Here is an 18,650-nt window from a genome sequence, read left to right as displayed (position 1 = left end):
ACGCTATCGCTATGCTATCTTTCACGCTATGAACCAGCTGCGTGCCTTATGCATATACGGCAGCGGCAGCAGCCTCGGATCCGAATGGCTCCGGCTATAACCCGGATGACACGCCGGGTCGAAAAAGCCCTGGGTTTCGTGCAATCTGCGCAGGTTGGCTTTCTCCTTTTCGAAACGTGCGCGGCGTTCGCCCGAGATGTCGGAACCGCGTGAAACGGATTCGTGATGCACCAGGCATGCGAATGGAGTCCAGACAATCCGGTAGCCTGCCTTGTAGGCCCTCAGGCAATAATCGACGTCGTTGTAGGCTATGGAGAAGTTCTCTTCGTCCCATAGACCTATCTCTCGTGCGCATTCACCTGTGATCAACATTGCGGCGCCGGTAACGCAGGTCAGGGAATTGCGCAGGTGGAGGCGGTTCATCGGTCCGCCGAATCTTTCCGGCTTGTTCAGATACCAATGGCCGGCCAATCCTCCGAATCCGACGATCACTCCCGCATGCTGAAGCTTCCGGTTCGGGTAGAGAAGCTTTGCGCCGACGATCCCGACCCTGTCGTAACTCAGGCATTGTACCATTTCGTCGAGCCAGTCGCGGCTGGTGATTTCAATGTCATTGTTCAGAAGCAGGAAATGGTCTCCGCTTGCATGTGCCATACCCTCGTTGATCGCCCGGGAGAAATTGAAGGGGCGGGCCTTCACATGGAACTGGAAGGATGGATGGCGGCGCGCATAGTCTTCGTAGAGCGCTATCGTCGCACTTTCGGTCGTGCCGTTGTCGACGATGATGACCTCATAGTTGGGATAGTCTGTTCCTTCGTAGATACCCTTCAGAACTGTTGAAATCAGATCGAATGAATCCCTGTTGGGGATGATGATCGAGATTTTTGGCCGGCCGACCGCCGGTTCGTTCCCGAAGTTGACGCGATGCAATGTTTCGGTAAGGGCGGGCAGAACCGTATTGGGTTTGTGGTTGCGCTCGAAATGTTCGTGCAGCGCGCGCCGTGCACTGTCCGTCGCCCTGTACAGGAATTTGTGTGAATAGCTCTTGCCGTTGCGCCGCCACCAGTAGGCCGGATACGGCACATGCAGAACCTCGGAATCGTTCACGCCCTCCAGATAGCGCAACAGCAGGTCATAATCCTGGGAACCCTCGAAAGTGGTGCGCAGAAGCCCTATCTCTTTCAGTCGTTCACGCCGATAGATCGAGAAGTGATTGATGTAGTTGACGCCGGATAGCAGAACGGGGTCGTAGGCGGGCTTCAGCAGGAGGCCGACCGGCTTGAGTGCTTCATCGACAATCAGTTCGTCGGTGTAGAGAAAACAGGCGCCGGGGGAAGCCTCGACCGCTTTGCGGATGACCTTGAGCCCGTGCGGGGCAATCATGTCGTCGTGGTCCAGCAGGGTAATCCAATCGCCTTTGGCGACATCAAGGCCGGCATTGGTCGTGGAGGCAATCCCGCGATTGACCCCGTTGAGCAGACAGTTGATGCGGGGATCGGGCTTGCGAGAAGCGAACCAGTCAAGCGTTTCCGCCGATGTGGAGCCGTCGTCGGACAGGATCAGTTCGGTTCCCGGAATGTCTTGCTTCAGAAAGGACGAGAGAAGGTCGTCCAGATACTGTGCCGGAGCATTGTAGACCGGGACAACGATGCTGAGCCAGGGGCGGTCGGCTGACCGGGGCGCGGCAAGCGACATTTCACCGGCAAGTTCGGCAGCACGCGTCACATAGGCCTGCAAAGAACTGCTCTTGCGTCGAAACGGCAGGGCCGGAAGTGTCTTCCAGAACCGCGGCAGTTTCCAAAAGCGCACGTCTTTCAGGGCCGGAGACTGCCGCCTTTGATCCAGGATATGGGCCTCGACCGCGGCTGTGGTGTCGAATTCCTCGACGGTCATGACGAAACGGCAGGGTTCGTTGGTTGGGTCTACACGCAATGCGCGTATCGTGCCGAAGGCGCCGACATCCGCGACGATCAGGAAGTCCTTGCCGCGACCGACGTCCCGGCTGTCCTCCTCGCGAAAGCCGTGTCCGGTATTGATATAGAGTTTCGGGTCGATCTCGCCATCGGACGCCGTCAGGCGGATGGCGAAGTAACGCTTTCGAAAAAACGGGAACCGAATGAGAAAAAAGGGATCGTCGCCCTCCGCCAGCCAGACTGAGCGTTCGCCCGGGTCGGCGGTCAGTTCGTTCTGGGCAATAATGTCAGGCATGCAAGTCTACTTTCCTTCCAGAGCGATACGGCGAACGATTCTTTCGAGCACGAGACCGCTGCAAAGTGCCCCCAGTCCGAATGACAGGAGATAATACTTGTCCAGCACCGGACTGCTGTAGGACGGATAGAATGCCGAGCGCATCCATTCGACGGAATGCATGACCGGATTCCAGGACAGAGCATAGGCCACCTGAGCGGGGAGGGCGGCGACCACAAAGAGTGTTCCGGACATGATGTAGACGAGAATGAGAGACAGCGCATAGACGGTGGCGAAGAAAGCAAACAGAGAGGTGATGACGCCTGCCAGAACGCCCATGCCGATTGCCAGCAGAATGGTTGATAGAAATGCCAGTGCGGCCTGCTCCCAATCGTGGGGGAACGGATTGTCGCCGAGGGCAAGAAGAATCAGGAATGTCAGCAGGACAGTCATGAAAGCCCCGATGATCTCCAGAAAGGCCCGGGCGAACAGGATGTCGAGCACCTTTACCGCCGGTATGGCCAGCATGGGGCGGTTCATCACGATGGACAGCGCCATGAAGCGGGATACGTACATGAAGGTGAGGCAAGGTAGAAGGCCGGTTGCAAAAAACAGGCGCAGGCTGTCGCCGAAGGGCGCCTTTCTGCCCATGAACGTGTAGATGAGCAGCAATATGAACATGTGCGCCAGCGGCCATAGCGGCACGAGCAGGAAACCCAGGCCGTGATTGAAGAAGCGTGTGCGAACGTCGCGCAGGATCACGGCCTGCATGACATGGCCCTTCTGCGTCAGTGCGTAACGAATCGAGCGCGGATTCTTGCTGGCATCATATTGCGTGATCGTCCGCGTCATCAGACGTCGACCTTGCTTTTGACCAGCTTCATGATGCCGGTCATGGCCAGCCAGAGGAAGAAAGAGCCGAGCACGGTCATCCCCATCCAGAGCCCGCGACGAGGAAAGAGCGCGTCGTCGGGCAGGCTGGGCGGGAGAAAGCTGTCGAGGTACATCAACTGCTGCTTGCTCATGAACTGGACCTGCTCGAAGGTTCGCACGCTTGCCGCGAACTGTTCCTCGGCGAGGCGCGTCTCGAACTGGAGGTTCGAAAGCTGGGCGGAAACGCTTGCCAGATTTTTTCCTTCACCGGCATCGGGGCTGGCGATCTGGCGCTGCAGATCCTCGATCTGGGCTTGCTTGCTTTCAATCTCGCGGGCGAGAACCTTCATCTGCGGAGCAGTCCTGGCGATGCTTTCGAGCCTCACCGCATAGGATTGTTCAAGTGCGATCTTTTCCTGTTGAAGCTTGGTCAGCAGGGACGAGAGCATGAGGGAGGAACTTTCGACAGTCAGGACGCCGCTTTCGTTTTGCTGCGAGGCGACGCGCGCGCGCACCTCCTGAAGCTTTTCGGTCGCCCGGTCCAGATTGACCTTTGCCGTCCCGGTCACATCCTGCCAGATGCGGTCGCTGAGCTGATTGATCATCCTTTCCGAAGACCGGGTGATCTCCGTCGCGATGTCGCGCGCATCCTCGGCGGAAAAGGCGTTGACCGTCACGGTGATGATGCCGCTCGACGGGCTGATCGAGGTCTTGACCATGCCGTCCCAATAATCCAGCAACTCCTCATAGGTGGCATCCGGTTTCAGCCGGGCCGGTCGGTCTATGTCCGGACGCATGAAGCGGCTGCGCAGATCCATCGCCTCCTCAAGCTCTTCGAGCATGGAGCGGCTATGGATGAAGTTCGTAACGATCTGCGTATCCTGTACGATCTTCGCGGAGGGCAATCCGGTTACTTTGCCGAGCTGATCCGTGCCGATCGCGGGGGTCGAGGTGCGTACGACAAAACGGGTTTCCGACCGGTACTGATCGGAGGCGATCACGCCGAAATAGAGAAACGAGGCGATGACGGGCAATATCAGCACGACGAGCGTGTTGATCATGAAAGCCCAGCGAAAAACGCGATCGATGAGACGCGGGCGAAGGCCGACAGCCTTGTAGAGATCGCTGCGATTGGATGTTGAAAAGCGGAGCTTGCGCGCGGTTGCCGACAGGGCTTTCGCCGCCTGCCGGCTCTTTTCGAGAGCCGAGGGTTTCCGTATGTCCTGATCGAGATTCGTCATGGTTTCGATTTTCGGCTTCCGTCCGCGGGAAAATTGATCAGCGATTCAGGCGATAGTAAGTTTCGATGGCGTCGACGACTTTGTCAAACAACAGCATCTGGCCGTCCACGAGCACGATTCCCTTGTCGCAATAGGTGCTGATCGTCGACATACTGTGTGAAATCATGATGATGTCCGAGTTTTTCCGGCGGCCTTCGAAGGCCTCCCTGCACCGTCTCTGAAAGCGGGCGTCACCGACGGCCGTGATCTCGTCGACGAGGTAGCAATCGAATTCGACCGCCATCGACAGACCGAAAGCGAGGCGGGCCATCATGCCGGACGAGTAGGTGCGTACGGGAGCGTTGATGTAGTCGCCGAGTTCCGCGAAATCCTCCACGAAGCTCGAAACGCGGCGAACGTCCTCGCCATAGGCGCGGGCGACGAAGGCGAGATTGTCCCGGCCCGTCATTTGCGGGTGGAATCCGCCGGCAAAGCCAAGGGGCCAGGACACGCGCAGGTCCTTGATGATCCGGCCCGAGTTCGGCAGCGCGGAGCCGGCGATCATCTTCATGGTGGTGGATTTCCCAGCACCGTTCACGCCCAGAAGCGCATAGGAGTAGCCCGACATGAACTCGATGTTGCAACAGTCGAGGATGATCTTCTTGTGCCCTTCCGTCTTGAAGTGCTTGGAGACGTTCTTGAAACGGATCATCCGGCCTCCTCAAAGCTTGTGGTCTTCGATCGAGGCCCACATGAGGGCTCCGGTCAGCCAGGCGACAGCCAGTGCCAGCAGCAGCAGCAGGGGCGTCGATACCCGGTGGGGGTAAAGCGATTCCTCCGGCACGGTCGGCGGCACGAACACCACGAGGTACAGGCCTTTGCGCAAGGCCTCAGCCTGCGCCATTTCGAGGTTCTTTCGGGCGGCTTCGTAGAGACTTTCGGCCACCCGGCGGTCGGTCTCGATCCGCGAGAAATCCCGGATGACGCTGGCGACATTGGCGGCGGAATCGGAGTCGCCGGCCAGATCCTGCTTCAATTTGTCGATCTGGATCTCCAGGTTCTGGCTGGCCAGCACGAGTTGCTGGTGGGCAGGGGAGGATTCCGCATTCGATTCTTTCAGGACGAAGAGGCGCGTCTCAAGCTCGAGCTTTTGTGCGAGAAGCCCCGTCAGCAGCGTGCCGGTTTCCGTCGCGCGGGCTTCGGGGGTCAGCAGGCCGGATGCGTTCTGGAATGACCTCATGGCTTCAAGCGCCGCGCGATAATGCCCGGTTGTCCTGTCCAGTTCGGCTCTGAAGCGGGCGATCATGTCCCGTTGGGCGCGCTCTGAAAGCTCGTTGATCAGCGCCTCGCTTTCCACGAGGATGGCGGAAGCCAGAGCCTTGGAATCGTCCGGCGAGAATGTGCGGGTCTTGAGCGTGATGATGCCCGAGGGACCGTCGATATAGGTCATCACCTGATTGGCCCAGTATTTCAGGAAGCGCTCTTTCGATTCGTCCTTGTCGAAACGCGAAAGGTAGTCGATGCCGTCCTGCGTGAACATGCGGCGGTAGTTGATCTTGTTTTCCAGCCTGTCGAGAATTTCGGATGAGTGTATGAAGTTGGTGACGATGAAGCCGTCCTGGGGCATCGTGCTCATCGACAGGATGCTGCTGTCGACGGAATCGCTGTTTTGCCCTTCCGCAAGAGAGCGTACGGCGAAGCGGGTTTCGGCAATATACTGGTCCGATGCGATGAAGGCGAAATAGAGTATGCTGGCGACAAATGGCAGAATGACGGTGACGACGAAGCTTATGAGCATGAAGGGCATGCGCGAACTGGTTTTTGGTCCGGTTTGTTCTTTCGGCGTCGGCCGCAGCGGTTCTATGTCGAGTGCAACCTCGTCGCGGCTGCTCCGCTGAAGAGGGGAGGCCTGACGCAGCAATCTGTTGATCAATCCATTGCGCGGACGAACCGGCAATTCGGCTTTAGCCTCCCTGGTGTCGGTTTCGGTCATGGTTCGGCGTTCCGTCTGTCAGCTCTTTTTTGCAGCGGCGTCGTCAATCGCCTTGCGCACGTAGTAGTCGAGAATGAGATCATCCTCCAGATAGGATTCCGCCACCGCAAGCGTCTGGAGTTCGACAGCGATCCGGTTGATCGCCCCGTTACGTTGCAAAATCGGTATCCTGTCCATGTCGATGTTCAGCAGTTCTCCCAAGGACGAAGCGAATGAAAGTGTGTCATTAATATGCCCGATAACCTCGAAGCGGGAAATGATGTCCATTGCCGCGGCGATGTCCCGTCGCGTCGCAGGTTGCTCGGCATCGGCACAGGCGAATTGCCGGGTGGTCGGCGACATCAGGACGGTTCGCACGCGCGCCGGAGCCTTCTTGAGGGCCTTCTCGATCGTGTCTGTGTTCTGAAGGTCGATCGTGCTGAAATAGGCGATGGCCGGCGAAAGCGACATTAAATCGCGCTCTCCGAGGAAGGTGGGCTTCGTTGTTGAACAGAGTTTCAGCGTGGCGAGGCGGATTGCCATCTCGTAATAGGGATCGGTGAGAAGCGCGACGCCGACAAAACCCTTGTCGAAAAAGTCCTGATGATTGCGTACCTGCAAGCGGCCGCTCAGGTAGATCGATTGGAGTTTGTCGAGGAGGAAGACCTGCAAGGTCGTTTCATGGCCGTAGCGCTCGATGGAAGGGAGCACGTATTGGAAATGATGCTTCATTTCGCGGTCGAGCGCGACATGCGGCACGAGCTGCGTTTCAATCCGCACGACCTTCCTGTTGATTTGCCCGGACGGCAGCGGTCGGCGATAAATGAGGAGCCCCGATTTGGCGTCCTGAAGAAAGAGTTTCGAGCGGCTCTTCAGTCCCGGAACATTCCCGTCCGTGAGTTTGAAGCCGACGAGCCCTGTCTTGTGGCGTCCGGACGCCACAACCGCGCTGTGCAATTGATCGCATTCGACTTCGGCAATGCGTCCTTCATCGTCCGACACCAGAACAACGGGCACATCGGAAAATCCATCCGGGATAAGGTATCCCTCAACAAGATCGCCGCTGTCACGTTGGATGTTGAAGAGCAAATCAGGCCTGTTTCGCTAGGGCATCACGCTTCGCAAAAAGACAGAAGCATGGGCCACCCGAATGGTTGGGATCTTCCTGAGTGATGCTGATGTCGCCGAAGCCCAGAGATTGGATCAATTTCAGGATGTCGTCCCTATGCATCCAGTAGTGGCGGTCTTTCATGCCGCCGCAGAATTCCTTCGTGGCATTGGCGTTGAAATAGTGGCGCTCATAATAACGAACTGGAACACCGGCGAAAGTGCGCGTCTCGACATTGCCGTTGAACGCTTTGCGGCGCGGATCGTCGGCCTGCATCACCGTTTCATCGAAATAATGTGTCCAGATGAAAAGCTGGTCGCAGCGGCGTGTCAGCTGGGAGAGGAAATAACCTGGATCGGCCATGTGATAAAGAACGCCGGAAGCCACGGCCAGATCGTAGTGCCGTTCTTCCGATTCGAGCCATTTCAGAGCATCGCCCAGATAGAAATGAGCCCGTTCCATACCCAGGATTTCCTTGGTCACGAGACACCGCAGAAAACATTGCTTGTTGGCTTCGACGGCGTCGATGGAAGCGGGCCGGTGTTTGTTGAGCATGTAGGTGTGCATGCCCTCAAGCGGGCCGATTTCCAGCACCTTGCGATTTTCAATGGGGCCGGCCTGCTTGATCGCCCAGACTATGCGCGGATCTGCAAAAAGCGCATGGTTGCCGGCCTGCAATGGAAGGGGACCCGGAAAGGCGGAATTCCATCCGGGCAGAATATCGACCGCGTTTTGGTGGCTGGGGAGATCGTGACAGTACTGATCGAAAAAGCCATCGCTTTCCGGCTGCTCCGTACTCGGACTACGCCCGAAGAATTTCTGGAAGAGCCGCATGATATTTCCCATCATTCATGTCATGTATCGCCTGATGGGCCGTTATAATGGCCGCCCATTCCGAATGCAACCTTGCCATAGATTGCCTGCCGGCAACATATTGAAATAAAAGCGTATTATCAGCGTATGGCTGTTCTCAGTCTGTTACGTCCAGGTAGAGGCCCGTCGTGGAGGCGGCGATGCCGATCGGGCGTGCGACGATGTTCATGAACTTGACGAAATCGACGCTCGGGTGGCGCGACGCGTATATGATATCGCGATTCTTGACGGGAAAGGTTTGCCCTGTGAGCAGGCTGCCGGCCTTGGTCATGTCGAAGCGGTAGACGATCGGATATCGTCCTTGCTTGTCGGACGTCATGCCCTTGCTCAGCAGTTCGTTGAAGCGTTGCCGGCCGAGAAGGTCCATCACGATATCGGGTTCTTCATAGCGGAAGACGAAATAACCGCGCATGTCGCTGACTTCAGCGGCTCCGCCTCCGGCCATTGCGACGCCTTCAAGCAGGTTCAGGTCGTTTGCGCCGAACTCGATCCTGTTATTGGTCTTCACTGCGCCCAGGACCGTAAAGGTGCGCGGCTCCCGCGTTACGAAAATCTGGTCGCCCGGCTGGACGTAGATATTTTCCTGGGGATTATCGATCAGGGTCTTCAGGAGGACCGTTCCGGTCCTCCTGTTGCGCGTCAGGGTGATGTAGCTCTCATACGGCTGGGCCGCGGGGCCGCCGGCTTTCGCCAGGGTTTCCATGATCGTTTCGGAGACGAGACTCAGCGGAACGACGGCCGGCGAGTTCACGGCACCGGAAATTGTCACATTTCGAGACGCAGTTCCGACCGAGTTGATGATGACGTCCGGCTCCACGGCCTTGTTGGCCAGGGCCTCCAGAATGCTCTGGCGCGCCTGTTCGAGGGTCTTGCCCGCGAATGTGACGAGACCGGCATAGGGTATGGCCGCCTTGCCGTCCGGCTGGACGATTATGTCGAGAGTGGCCTGTTTGGTGTCGCCGGTGGAGAAGAGACCGTCCGAGCCCGCTTCGAAAATCGTGATCTTGAGTTGGTCGCCGACGCCGATGACGGGTCGTTTCACGCCGCCGCCAAGGCCGAATCGGCGCTGGAGCAGCTTGCCGTCGTAGTTCGAGATCAGATTTGCGGACCGCGTATCGATATCGACGATGTCGAAAACGACATTGGATCGCGCGGCAGACTGGCTGACCACGGACTGCCGGGACTGTTCTGCGATATCGGAAGCAAGCGGACCGTCGCCCGGCAGGTTTTTGCATGAAGTCAGGGCGAGCCCGACAATCAGAACGCCAGTCTTTTTCACGGCCACTCCATATACTCTACGCCAAGGCAGCACCCACCCCCTAGCAAGAAACGGTTAACAATCAGCTGCACCGCGACTGCTGGGTTACAAAATTTTGGATCGCATGTCACCTCTGCATTTGACGGGGGAACCTTTATCCAAGGGGCTACCCAAACGCTTGCGATAAGTCTAAATTTCCGTATTGGTGCATAATCATAACACACGTGCTACGGCCTTTTTCTTGCCATGTGTTTCGTCTGAATGGCAGGTTTTAAGGGGTGTCGGCCTTGATCGGTCCTGGCCTCGGGCGTTGAAAGTGGGTCTGAATGACGATTGAAATACTGGGTCGCGCCTGTTGTGTCCCGTCCGCAGGTAGCCCTGAGCAATTGTTTGAACTGTTGCGGAACGAGGTCTGCGCAGTCACCACGATTCCGGATGAGCGATGGGATAAAGCCCGCTTCTGGCACCCCGTACGTGGAACGCCGGGCAAGGCATACACGTTCGCCGCCGGCGTGTTGGACAATGTCTACGACTTCGATCCCGCCGTTTTCGGTCTATCGGTGCGCGAGGCCTCCTATATGGACCCGCAGCAGCGCATCCTGTTGCAGCTCGTCTGGCGCGCTCTGGAGGATGCTGGCATCGCGCAGGGCGATCTTCAGGGCGAGCGGGTCGGGGTCTATGTCGGCTCGTCGGGCCTCGATAACGGCAATCTCTATATAGAGGATCCGGCCTCCGGCGGTCCCTATTTCATGACCGGCAACACGCTGTCGATCATCGCCAACCGTATCTCGCACATTTTCGGCCTGAGCGGCCCGAGCATGACGATCGACACGGCCTGCTCGTCCTCGCTCGTCGCTCTGGCGCAGGCAGAGCGTGCGCTTCGTGACGGCGACATTGACACGGCCATTGTCGGGGGCGTCAATCTCCTGCTGCACCCGTTCTCGTTCATCGGCTTCTCGCAGGCGCGCATGCTGTCGCCCGAAGGCCTGTGCCGGGCCTATGGCCAGAACGGAGAGGGCTATGTGAGGGCGGAAGGCGGCGGCGTCGTCATCCTGCGCCGTTCGGATCGTGTCGCTGCCGAAGGCGGGCGCAGCCGTGCCACCCTTGTGGCTGCGGGCATGAACTCCGCCGGCCGCACCAATGGCATCTCCCTGCCGTCGCGCGAAGCACAGGCGGAACTCCTGCGTTCGATCTACGAGGGCCGGGGAATCGATCCGGCGCAGCTTGCCTTCATCGAGGGGCACGGAACGGGCACCCGGGTCGGGGATCCGGCGGAAGTTTGGGCCATCGGCGAGGTTCTCGGCAAGAGGCGACGCGACGTCCTGCCGATCGGCTCGATCAAGACCAACATCGGTCACGCCGAGCCGGCCTCCGGCATCCTCAGTCTCATCAAGGTGATTCTGGCGCTGGAGAACGATTATCTGCCGGCATCCCTGCATGCCGAGGTCCTCAACGAGGACATCGATTTCGAGGGCATGAACGTCGAGGTTGCGATATCGGGCCGTCCGCTTGCGCGCGGTGCCGAACCGCGTCTGGCCGGCATCAACTCCTTCGGTTTCGGCGGCACTAATGTTCATGTGGTCGTTTCCGATCCGCCGGCCCGCGAAAAGCCTGTCGTGGCCGACGACGGCGGCCTCTTCATGGTCAGTGCTCATACGCAGACGGCGCTCGGGCAATTGTTGCAGGGGTATGCGGCGCATCTGTCCTCCTCGTCGCAGGCCGAAGGCGCCCGGATCGTCTCCGCCACGCGCAACCGTGCGGCCCTGAGGCACCGCTTCGCCGTTTCCGGCCGCAACGCTGCGGATATCGCCGAGGCGATCGAAACCCATCTCTCCGGTGCCGCGGCGGGCAGGGGCGAGACCGGCGAGGCGCCGGCGAAATCCGTGAAGACGGCCTTCGTCTATGCCGGAAACGGTTCGCAATGGGCCGGCATGGGGCTCGACGCCTATCGTGAGAATGAAGAGTTCCGCACCCGCTTCGACGCGCTTTCCGCGCTGTTTTCCGAACGGACGGGAGGAAATATGGTGGAGCTTCTCCACTCGGCGGATCTTGCGGCATCGCTGCGGGATGCGCGCGTCGCACAGCCGCTACTTTTTGCGATCCAGGCCGCTCTCACCGATTGCCTCGCCTCGCGCGGCGTCAGGCCGGACGTGGTCTTCGGCCATTCAGTCGGCGAAGTGGCGGCCGCCTATGCCGCCGGCATTCTTTCGGCGGCCGATGCCGCGACGGTGGTGGCGGTGCGCTCGTGTCATCAGCATGCGCTGGCCGGTGCTGGCACGATGGCGGCCGTGGTCATGCCGGAGAAGGCGGCTGTGGCCTTCGCGGCGTCGCACGGCCTTGCCGGCATTCATGTCGCGGCGGTCAATGCCCATAATTCCGTGACGATTTCCGGCCCCGTCGAAGAGATTAGGGCGTTTAAGAAACATGCCCAGGCGTCGCGAATCGTCGTCCATGTTCTCGATATCGACTATCCGTTCCATCATCCGGTGATCGATCGGGAGAGGGAAGCCTTCCTTTCCGAGATTCCGGCGATCTCGCCGATGAGCAGCCACACGGCCTATGTCTCCACCGTCACGGGCACGGTTCTGGACGGCGCTGGACTCGACGCCGGATACTGGTGGCGCAACGTTCGCGAACCGGTCGCCTTCGAGGCCGGCATTTCGGCGGCGCTGAACCTCGGCTGCAACCTCTTTATGGAGATCGCGCCGCGCCCGATCCTGTCCGGCTATATGTCGGAAACGGCGAAGCAGGCATCCGCCGCCGTTGCCGTGATCCCGACGCTGCTGCGTCCGGGGTCGGGCGAGGGCGACGACCCGGTCGAGCGCTCGGTGGTACGTGCGGTGGCTCATGGCGCCGATCCCTGTAGCCGCGGCCGTGCCCGCATTTACGGCGTGGATCTGCCGCCTCTGCCGTTCGAGAACCGGGAATGCCGCACGCAGAAGACCTCGGACGGCATCAATGTCTATGGCCGCGATCTGGTCGAGGCGCCCTACACGCTCCTCGGCTGGCGCGCCGACCCGCGGGCATCGGTCTGGAAAAACCATATTGACGCGCTGCTTCTGCCGGATCTGGCCGGCCACGTCGTCGACGGCAAGCCGATCATGCCCGGCAGCGCCTATATCGAGATCGCTGTCCAGGCCGCCCGCCGCTATTATGGTGCCGCAGAAGTGGAAATCACCAACCTGGAGATTTTCCGCCCGTTGGACCTGCGCGACACACGCATTGCCGAAGTGTCGACGCGGATATCGCCGGAAACCGGCCTGATCGAGATCGCGTCGCGCGAATATATGAGCGAGGACGGCTGGACCGTGCATGCGACGGCCCGCAGCCGCGTTTCCGCCGGCCTGTCGCGCAAGCACGAACTGAACGTGGTGCCGTTCGGCAAGGCACATGAAATCCGTGCGGAGGAGGCCTATGAAACGGCCCGCCGTTTCGGCCTCGACTATGCGGAGAGTTTCCAACTCCTGTCGCGCGCCGAACTGTTCGGCGAGCGCCACCTTGTCGTGGATCTGAAGAGCCCGCCCGCGCCGGCGCATCCGTATCTCTCCTACGATCTCAATCCGATTTCCATCGACGCCGCCTTCCACGGCCTGGTTGCCCTGTTCGGCCGCCTGACGGGCGATGCCGATGGAGCGCCCTATATTCCCGTGCGTTTCGGCGCGATCCGCACGGCGGCCGCCGGCAAGGAAATCGTCCGCGCGGTCATTGAAATCCAGCGCTTCAGCCCGAACAGCCTCAAGGCGCGCTTCGAACTCCTGGCCGAGGACGGCACGCTGGTCGTGGCGCTCGACGATTGCCGTTTCCGCCGCACCTGGTTGCGCCAGCATAACACGCTGGAAACGGTCTCCTTTCACTACGAGACCGTGGCGAACGGCTATGTGGCCGGCCCTCCCGCACGCGCCGTCCTGCCGACCGGCCTCGTTCCGGCATGCGACGCCGAAGAGCCGGGCGAGGCGACGCTTCTGATCGACGCCGCCGTGCATCGGGCCTGCCACGATATCGCGATGGCGCTTTCCGGCAGCGCGGGCCGCATCGATCTGGCGCGGCTTCCGGACGACCGCGCCTTCGCCTGCTTCCTTGCAAGCTGCTTCTACACACTGGAGGATGGCGGCCTTGCAGCCTTCGACGGTGAGGGCTGGTCCGTGCCAGCCGAAAGCGGCCTGCCGGAGCTTGCCGTTCTGCTGCGCGAAGTCTATCGCCGCTTCCCCGGCCGGGTCGCCGAGGCGGTTCTGGTCAACGACGTCTATCTCGAAACACTGGCGCGCCTTGCGCGGGCCGGTGGTGAACGCGAAGAGGGGACACGGTTCCTCAGCGAAGCGACGCTGGACCACGCGCGTCACCATATGCCGCTTGGCCGCCTGCGAAACGACCTTGTCTTGCAGGCCGCCGCCCGCGTTCTCGAGACCGTTACGCCCAGCTCGGCTTTCACCATTCTGGAGGCGGGGGCCGTTTCGGTGGCCTTCAGCGCGCGGCTTGCGGATATGGCGGCGCGCAAGGGAGCGCGGCTTATCATTCTGGAGCCGTCCGATCATCTGCGCCGCACCCTCGAGTTGGCTTTTGAGCGCAATCCTATGGTGTCCGTGCCGGCATTCGATGCCGCGACGGTGGCCGAAGGTGCCGATTTCGCCGTCAGCGCCAGCGGTTCGCTCCATGCCGGCCTGCGCGGCGGCGGCATTCTGCACGAGGCCCTGCGGGCGGTCGCCGCATCCGGCGGTTCCCTTGTCGCGGCCGAACAGCCGTCTTCCGGCCTTGCCGATTTCGTCTTCGGGCTCACCGAAGACTGGTTCGCCGAAAGCGCGTCGCCGGAATTCCCGCTGGGCCGTTTCGCATCGCCCTCCCAGTGGGAGGACATGCTCAAGGAACTTGGCTTTTCCGAGACCCATGTGGCGCTCAACGATTCGGCGGAAGGCAGCCTTCTTTCGATCGAGGCCGCCGCGCCGGCGCCTGCGGTGGAGGCGCCTGTCGAACCTGCGCCTTTCGGCACGGTGTTGCAGATCCTCCCCGAAGGGGTCGCGCCGCTTGCCTTGGCCGGTGCCGAATTCCTCGGCGTGCCCTATGCACCCGACACCGGCGCTGCGGTTTTCGCGAAAGCCTTCGAAAGCTGGAGCGAGGAGCCGGTTCAGGCGGTCTTCACCCTGCCACACCCCCGTGCGGGCGAAGGTGCGGAGGAATTGCAGAACCATATTCTGGTTCTGAGCGCTTTCGCGGAGGCGACCCGCGCCCGGTCCCAGGCCGGCAGCGGCATCAAGCCGGCGCGGCTGGTGATCGTTGCCGCCGGCGGCTCGCCCGCCGGCACGCATCCGGTCGCAAGTGGTGTCTGGACCTTCGTGCGCACCTTGCAGAACGAATATGAGGAGATCGACGCCTTCCTGATCGACGCCGATCCGGCATCCGGCCACACCGAAAAGGCGGTCGCGCGCCTGCTCGCCTATAAGGGCGCGGAGCGCGAATGGCTGCTTGATCGCGAAACGGGGCTGCTTTCGGTCATCCGCGCCGTTCCGGGGCCGGCGCCGGTCTCGCTGCGCACGACGTCGGATTTCGAGGCGGCGACCATCCGCCAGCAGGTGAACGGCCGCGTCGACAGCATCGTCTGGGAAGCCTGCGATCCGCCCGCACCGAAGGCCGGCGAGGTCGTGGTGAAGGTGGCCGCCACGGGGCTCAATTTCCGCGATGTCATGTGGTCGATGGGCCTGCTGCCGGAAGAGGCGCTGGAAGACGGTTTTGCCGGCGCCACCATCGGCATGGAAATGGCCGGCACGGTCGTCGCGGTCGGCGAGGGCGTGAGCGACGTCGTGCCCGGCGAAAGCGTCATGGGGATCGGCCCGCAGGCCTTTTCCACCCATATGAGGGTCGCTCGCGAAGGCCTGATGCGCCTGCCGGACGGCATGGACCTGACCGCCGCCGCCACGGTGCCGGTCGCCTTCCTGACGGCCTGGTACGCGATGGTCGAGCTTGGCCGCATCCGGCCCGGCGAAACGATCCTGATCCACGGCGCGGCGGGCGGTGTCGGGCTGGCGGCGCTCCAGATCGCCAAGCTGAAGGGCGCGACGGTCATCGCCACGGCGGGAACGGTGGAGAAGCGCCGTTTCCTCGCCATGCTCGGTGCCGATCATGTCTTCGATTCCCGATCGCTGGATTTCGTTGGCGACGTGTTGCGCGTCACCGGCGGCGAGGGTGTCGATCTCGTGCTCAACTCGCTCTTCGCCGAGGCGATGGAGCGCAGTTTCGAACTGGTCAAGCCGTTCGGCCGCTTCCTCGAACTCGGCAAGCGCGACTATTATTCCGACCGCAAGCTGGCGCTCAGGCCGTTCCGCCGCAACGTTTCCTATTTCGGCATCGATGCCGACCAGTTGCTGGTCAAGGCTCCTGCGCTGACGCACCGGATCTTCGATGAAATCGGTGCGCTCTTTGCCGAGGGCAAGCTGACGCCGCTTCCGTTCCGGGCTTTCGGCCATGACGAGACGTCAGGCGCGTTCCGGCTGATGCAGAATGCCGGCCATATCGGCAAGATCGTCGTCCGGCCGCCGGTGCCGGGCAGGGATCCGGTGCGCATCGCCACCGGCGGCAGGCTGGCATTGCCGGCGGGCGTCTATCTGGTGGCCGGCGGCATCGGGGGCTTCGGCCTGGCCGCCGCCGGCTGGTTGGCCCGGCGCGGCGCGACCCATGTGGCGCTCGCCACCCGGCGCGGCATCGCCGACGAGGAAACGGCCGCTGCCATTGCTGCCTGGAAGGCGGCCGGCGTCGAGGCGAGCGTTCATGCCTGCGATGTGACCAGCGAGGCTTCGGTGGCCGCATTGCTCGCCCGGCTCAGGGCCATCGGCCCGTTGAAGGGCGTGTTGCATGCGGCAATGGTGCTCGACGACGCGCTGATCGCCAATCTCGACCGCGACCGCAATCGCCCGGTCATCGCGGTCAAGGCGGACGGCGCGTCGATTCTCGACCGTCTGACGCGCGAGGACGATCTGGAACTGTTCCTGCTGTTTTCCTCGGCGACCACGATGATCGGCAATCCCGGCCAGGGCAACTATGTCGCCGCCAACGGCTATCTCGAAGGTCTGGCGCGGGCGCGCCGGGCGGCGGGCCTGCCGGCGCTGGCGGTCGGCTTCGGCGCCATTGCCGATACCGGCTTCCTTGCCCGCAACACCGGCGTCAACGACATCCTGTCGAAGCGTCTCGGCCGGTCGGCGCTCAGGGCGCGCGACGCGCTGGCCTTCGTCGAGCACTGTATGATCGGCGACACCGGCAGGCTCGACGCGGCCATCGTGATGGTTGCGGAACTTGACTGGAGCGCCGCCTCGGCATTGAGGATCACCGATCAGCCGCTGTTCTCGTCGATTCCGCGCAATGCCGGTGCGGGCCAGCAGGGCGGTGACGGCGAGCAGATCGATCTTGCCGCGCTGGTTGCCGGCAAGTCCGTGGAGGAGGCACAGGCCATCCTGCATCGCTTCCTCGCCGGCGAGATCGCCGGGATCCTGAAGGTCGCCGAGGACAGCGTGACGGCGGACAAGGTGCTGAAGGATATCGGCCTCGACAGTCTGATGGCGATGGAGCTCGGCGTCGGATTCCAGCAAAAAACCGGTGTGGACATCCCTCTTTCGGGCATGGGAGACGGCGCGACGGTAGCGGATATCGTTCGCAAGCTGTATGAGAAGGTGACTGCGCGCGGTGGTGGCGACGATGCCGCCGCTTTCGAGGGGAGCATTGTCGAGGGGCTGGCAAGCAAGCACATGAACGCGGAAGCGGAACAGGGGGCCGGCCATAATGGCTGATGACAGGGACGATGAAGTCGGGTCGGCGGAGCTGCTCGGCGCATGGCGCAGCCGCCACGAATCGGCTGGGCAGAACCGCATGGCGCGCATGCGCCGCCGGGCTCCCGAAGTGGTTAAGGCGCCGAAGCGCTTCGAGGACCTGCCCGAATACAAGAAGCTGATGGCCCATAAGGCGATCAGCGTGATGGCCAGCGTCGAGAATCCGTTCTACCGCTCCCACGAGCGTGCGGCGGGCGCGACGACCGTCATCGGCGGCAAGGAGCTCGTCAATTTCGCATCCTACGATTATGTTAGCGCCAACACCCATCCGAAAGTGACGGCGGCGGCGAAGGCCGCCATCGATCGCTTCGGCATCTCCGCCTCGGCCAGCCGTCTGGTGGCCGGCGAGCGCCCGCTGCACACCGAGCTCGAGACGCGTCTGGCCGAGGTCTATGGAACCGAAGCGGCGGTCTGTTTCGTGTCGGGCTATCTCACCAACGCCGCCACCGTTTCGACCCTCGTCGGCCCGAAGGATCTCGTCGTTCACGACGAACTGATCCACAACAGCGTTCTGGCGGGCGTGAAGCTCTCCGGCGCGACGCGCCGTTTCTTCCGCCACAACGACACGGCCGATCTGGAAAAGGTGCTGACCGGCGTCGCCGGCAATTTCGACCGCGTTCTCGTCATCGTCGAAGGCGTCTATTCGATGGATGGCGACATCGCCAACCTGCCGGAACTGGTGCGGCTGCGCTCGCGCTACGGTTTCTGGCTGATGGTGGACGAGGCCCATGCGCTGGGTGTGCTGGGCAAGACGGGGCGCGGCACCTTCGAGCATTTCGGCATCGATCCGGCGTCGGTCGACCTGTGGATGGGAACGCTTTCCAAGACGGCGTCGAGCTGCGGTGGCTATATCGCCGGCAGCCGGGCGCTGATCGAGATTCTCAAGGCCGAAGCCGGCGGCTTCGTCTATTCGGTGGGGCTCGCTCCCGTTCTGGCCGCTGCCGCGCTTGCCAGCCTCAATGTGCTGAAGGAGGAGCGGGAACGGGTGGAAGCCCTGCGCCGCAACGGCCACCTGTTCCTGGATCTCGCCCGGCAGGCGGGGTTGAATGTCGGAACCAGCGCCGGCTATTCGGTCGTGCCGGTCATCGTCGGCGACTCGCTGCGCGCCGTCCAGCTTTCGAACGAACTGCTGGAGGCGGGCGTGAACGCCCTGCCGATCATTCATCCCGCCGTGCAGGAGGGGCTGGCGCGCCTGCGCTTCTTCCTGACGGCGGATCATACGCCCGAGCAGATAACCCGGGCGGTCACGCTCACCACGGAAATTCTGAAGGATCTGGAACGCCGCAAGGTCGGCCTCGGATCCCTCGACATCCACCAGGCGGCGAAGTTCATTTCCTGACGGAGGAACGGA

10 protein-coding genes are annotated in these 18,650 nt (G+C 61.6%); 2 read left to right on the top strand and 8 right to left on the bottom strand.

Annotated features, from left to right (window positions below; translation table 11 throughout):
* Positions 1-21: 21 nt before the first annotated feature.
* The 8 genes from NOF55_RS16740 to NOF55_RS16705 form a co-directional block, all read right to left on the bottom strand.
* Positions 22-2,208: a glycosyltransferase family 2 protein gene (locus NOF55_RS16740; protein WP_306409949.1), complete on the bottom strand. Its 2,187-nt coding sequence runs from the start codon at positions 2,206-2,208 to the stop codon at positions 22-24.
* 6 nt (positions 2,209-2,214) lie between these two features.
* On the bottom strand, positions 2,215-3,039 hold the full coding sequence (locus tag NOF55_RS16735) for an ABC transporter permease (RefSeq protein WP_306409950.1): 825 nt from the start codon (positions 3,037-3,039) through the stop codon (positions 2,215-2,217).
* On the bottom strand, positions 3,039-4,301 hold the full coding sequence (locus tag NOF55_RS16730) for a KpsE/RkpR family capsule polysaccharide export protein (protein ID WP_306409951.1): 1,263 nt from the start codon (positions 4,299-4,301) through the stop codon (positions 3,039-3,041). Before NOF55_RS16730 ends, NOF55_RS16735 begins: the two co-directional genes overlap by 1 nt.
* A 37-nt stretch (positions 4,302-4,338) precedes the next feature.
* Positions 4,339-4,992, bottom strand: coding sequence for an ABC transporter ATP-binding protein (locus NOF55_RS16725; RefSeq protein ID WP_306409952.1), 654 nt, complete (start codon positions 4,990-4,992; stop codon positions 4,339-4,341).
* A 9-nt stretch (positions 4,993-5,001) separates the two neighbouring features.
* Positions 5,002-6,078 (bottom strand): KpsE/RkpR family capsule polysaccharide export protein, encoded by a 1,077-nt coding sequence (locus NOF55_RS16720; protein WP_306409953.1) that lies wholly within the window; start codon positions 6,076-6,078, stop codon positions 5,002-5,004.
* 213 nt (positions 6,079-6,291) lie between these two features.
* Positions 6,292-7,341 carry a hypothetical protein gene (locus NOF55_RS16715; RefSeq protein ID WP_306409954.1) on the bottom strand — a complete coding sequence of 350 codons (1,050 nt, stop codon included), beginning with the start codon at positions 7,339-7,341 and terminating at the stop codon, positions 6,292-6,294.
* Position 7,342: 1 nt separating this feature from the next.
* Positions 7,343-8,194 (bottom strand): class I SAM-dependent methyltransferase, encoded by an 852-nt coding sequence (locus tag NOF55_RS16710; RefSeq protein ID WP_306409955.1) that lies wholly within the window; start codon positions 8,192-8,194, stop codon positions 7,343-7,345.
* A 136-nt stretch (positions 8,195-8,330) separates the two neighbouring features.
* Complete coding sequence (locus tag NOF55_RS16705) at positions 8,331-9,512, bottom strand: polysaccharide biosynthesis/export family protein (RefSeq protein WP_306409956.1); 1,182 nt, start codon at positions 9,510-9,512, stop codon at positions 8,331-8,333.
* Between the two features lie 305 nt (positions 9,513-9,817).
* Between NOF55_RS16705 and NOF55_RS16700 the strand changes: the two genes are divergently transcribed.
* Together NOF55_RS16700 and NOF55_RS16695 are read left to right on the top strand one after the other, a co-directional pair.
* Entirely contained in the window at positions 9,818-17,260 is a 7,443-nt protein-coding gene (locus NOF55_RS16700) for a type I polyketide synthase (protein ID WP_306409957.1), read from the top strand.
* Positions 17,253-18,638, top strand: a complete 1,386-nt coding sequence (locus tag NOF55_RS16695; RefSeq protein ID WP_306409958.1) for an aminotransferase class I/II-fold pyridoxal phosphate-dependent enzyme — start codon at positions 17,253-17,255, stop codon at positions 18,636-18,638. The genes NOF55_RS16700 and NOF55_RS16695 overlap by 8 nt, the downstream gene beginning before the upstream one ends.
* The last annotated feature ends 12 nt before the right edge of the window (positions 18,639-18,650 follow it).

The sequence above is a fragment of the Ectorhizobium quercum genome, from assembly GCF_026552795.1.
In the GTDB taxonomy this organism is placed as follows: Bacteria; Pseudomonadota; Alphaproteobacteria; order Rhizobiales; family Rhizobiaceae; genus Ectorhizobium; species Ectorhizobium quercum.
The sequence above is the reverse complement of the archived record's forward strand: the minus strand, read 5'-3'. Positions and strand labels throughout refer to the sequence as shown.

What these genes read in the sequence shown, in the direction of transcription:
- NOF55_RS16740 (WP_306409949.1), bottom strand. Translation starts at nt 2,208, where the DNA reads ATGCCTGACATTATTGCCCAGAACGAACTGACCGCCGACCCGGGCGAA.
- NOF55_RS16735 (WP_306409950.1), bottom strand. Translation starts at nt 3,039, where the DNA reads ATGACGCGGACGATCACGCAATATGATGCCAGCAAGAATCCGCGCTCG.
- NOF55_RS16730 (WP_306409951.1), bottom strand. Translation starts at nt 4,301, where the DNA reads ATGACGAATCTCGATCAGGACATACGGAAACCCTCGGCTCTCGAAAAG.
- NOF55_RS16725 (WP_306409952.1), bottom strand. Translation starts at nt 4,992, where the DNA reads ATGATCCGTTTCAAGAACGTCTCCAAGCACTTCAAGACGGAAGGGCAC.
- NOF55_RS16720 (WP_306409953.1), bottom strand. Translation starts at nt 6,078, where the DNA reads ATGCTCATAAGCTTCGTCGTCACCGTCATTCTGCCATTTGTCGCCAGC.
- NOF55_RS16710 (WP_306409955.1), bottom strand. Translation starts at nt 8,194, where the DNA reads ATGCGGCTCTTCCAGAAATTCTTCGGGCGTAGTCCGAGTACGGAGCAG.
- NOF55_RS16700 (WP_306409957.1), top strand. Translation starts at nt 9,818, where the DNA reads ATGACGATTGAAATACTGGGTCGCGCCTGTTGTGTCCCGTCCGCAGGT.
- NOF55_RS16695 (WP_306409958.1), top strand. Translation starts at nt 17,253, where the DNA reads ATGGCTGATGACAGGGACGATGAAGTCGGGTCGGCGGAGCTGCTCGGC.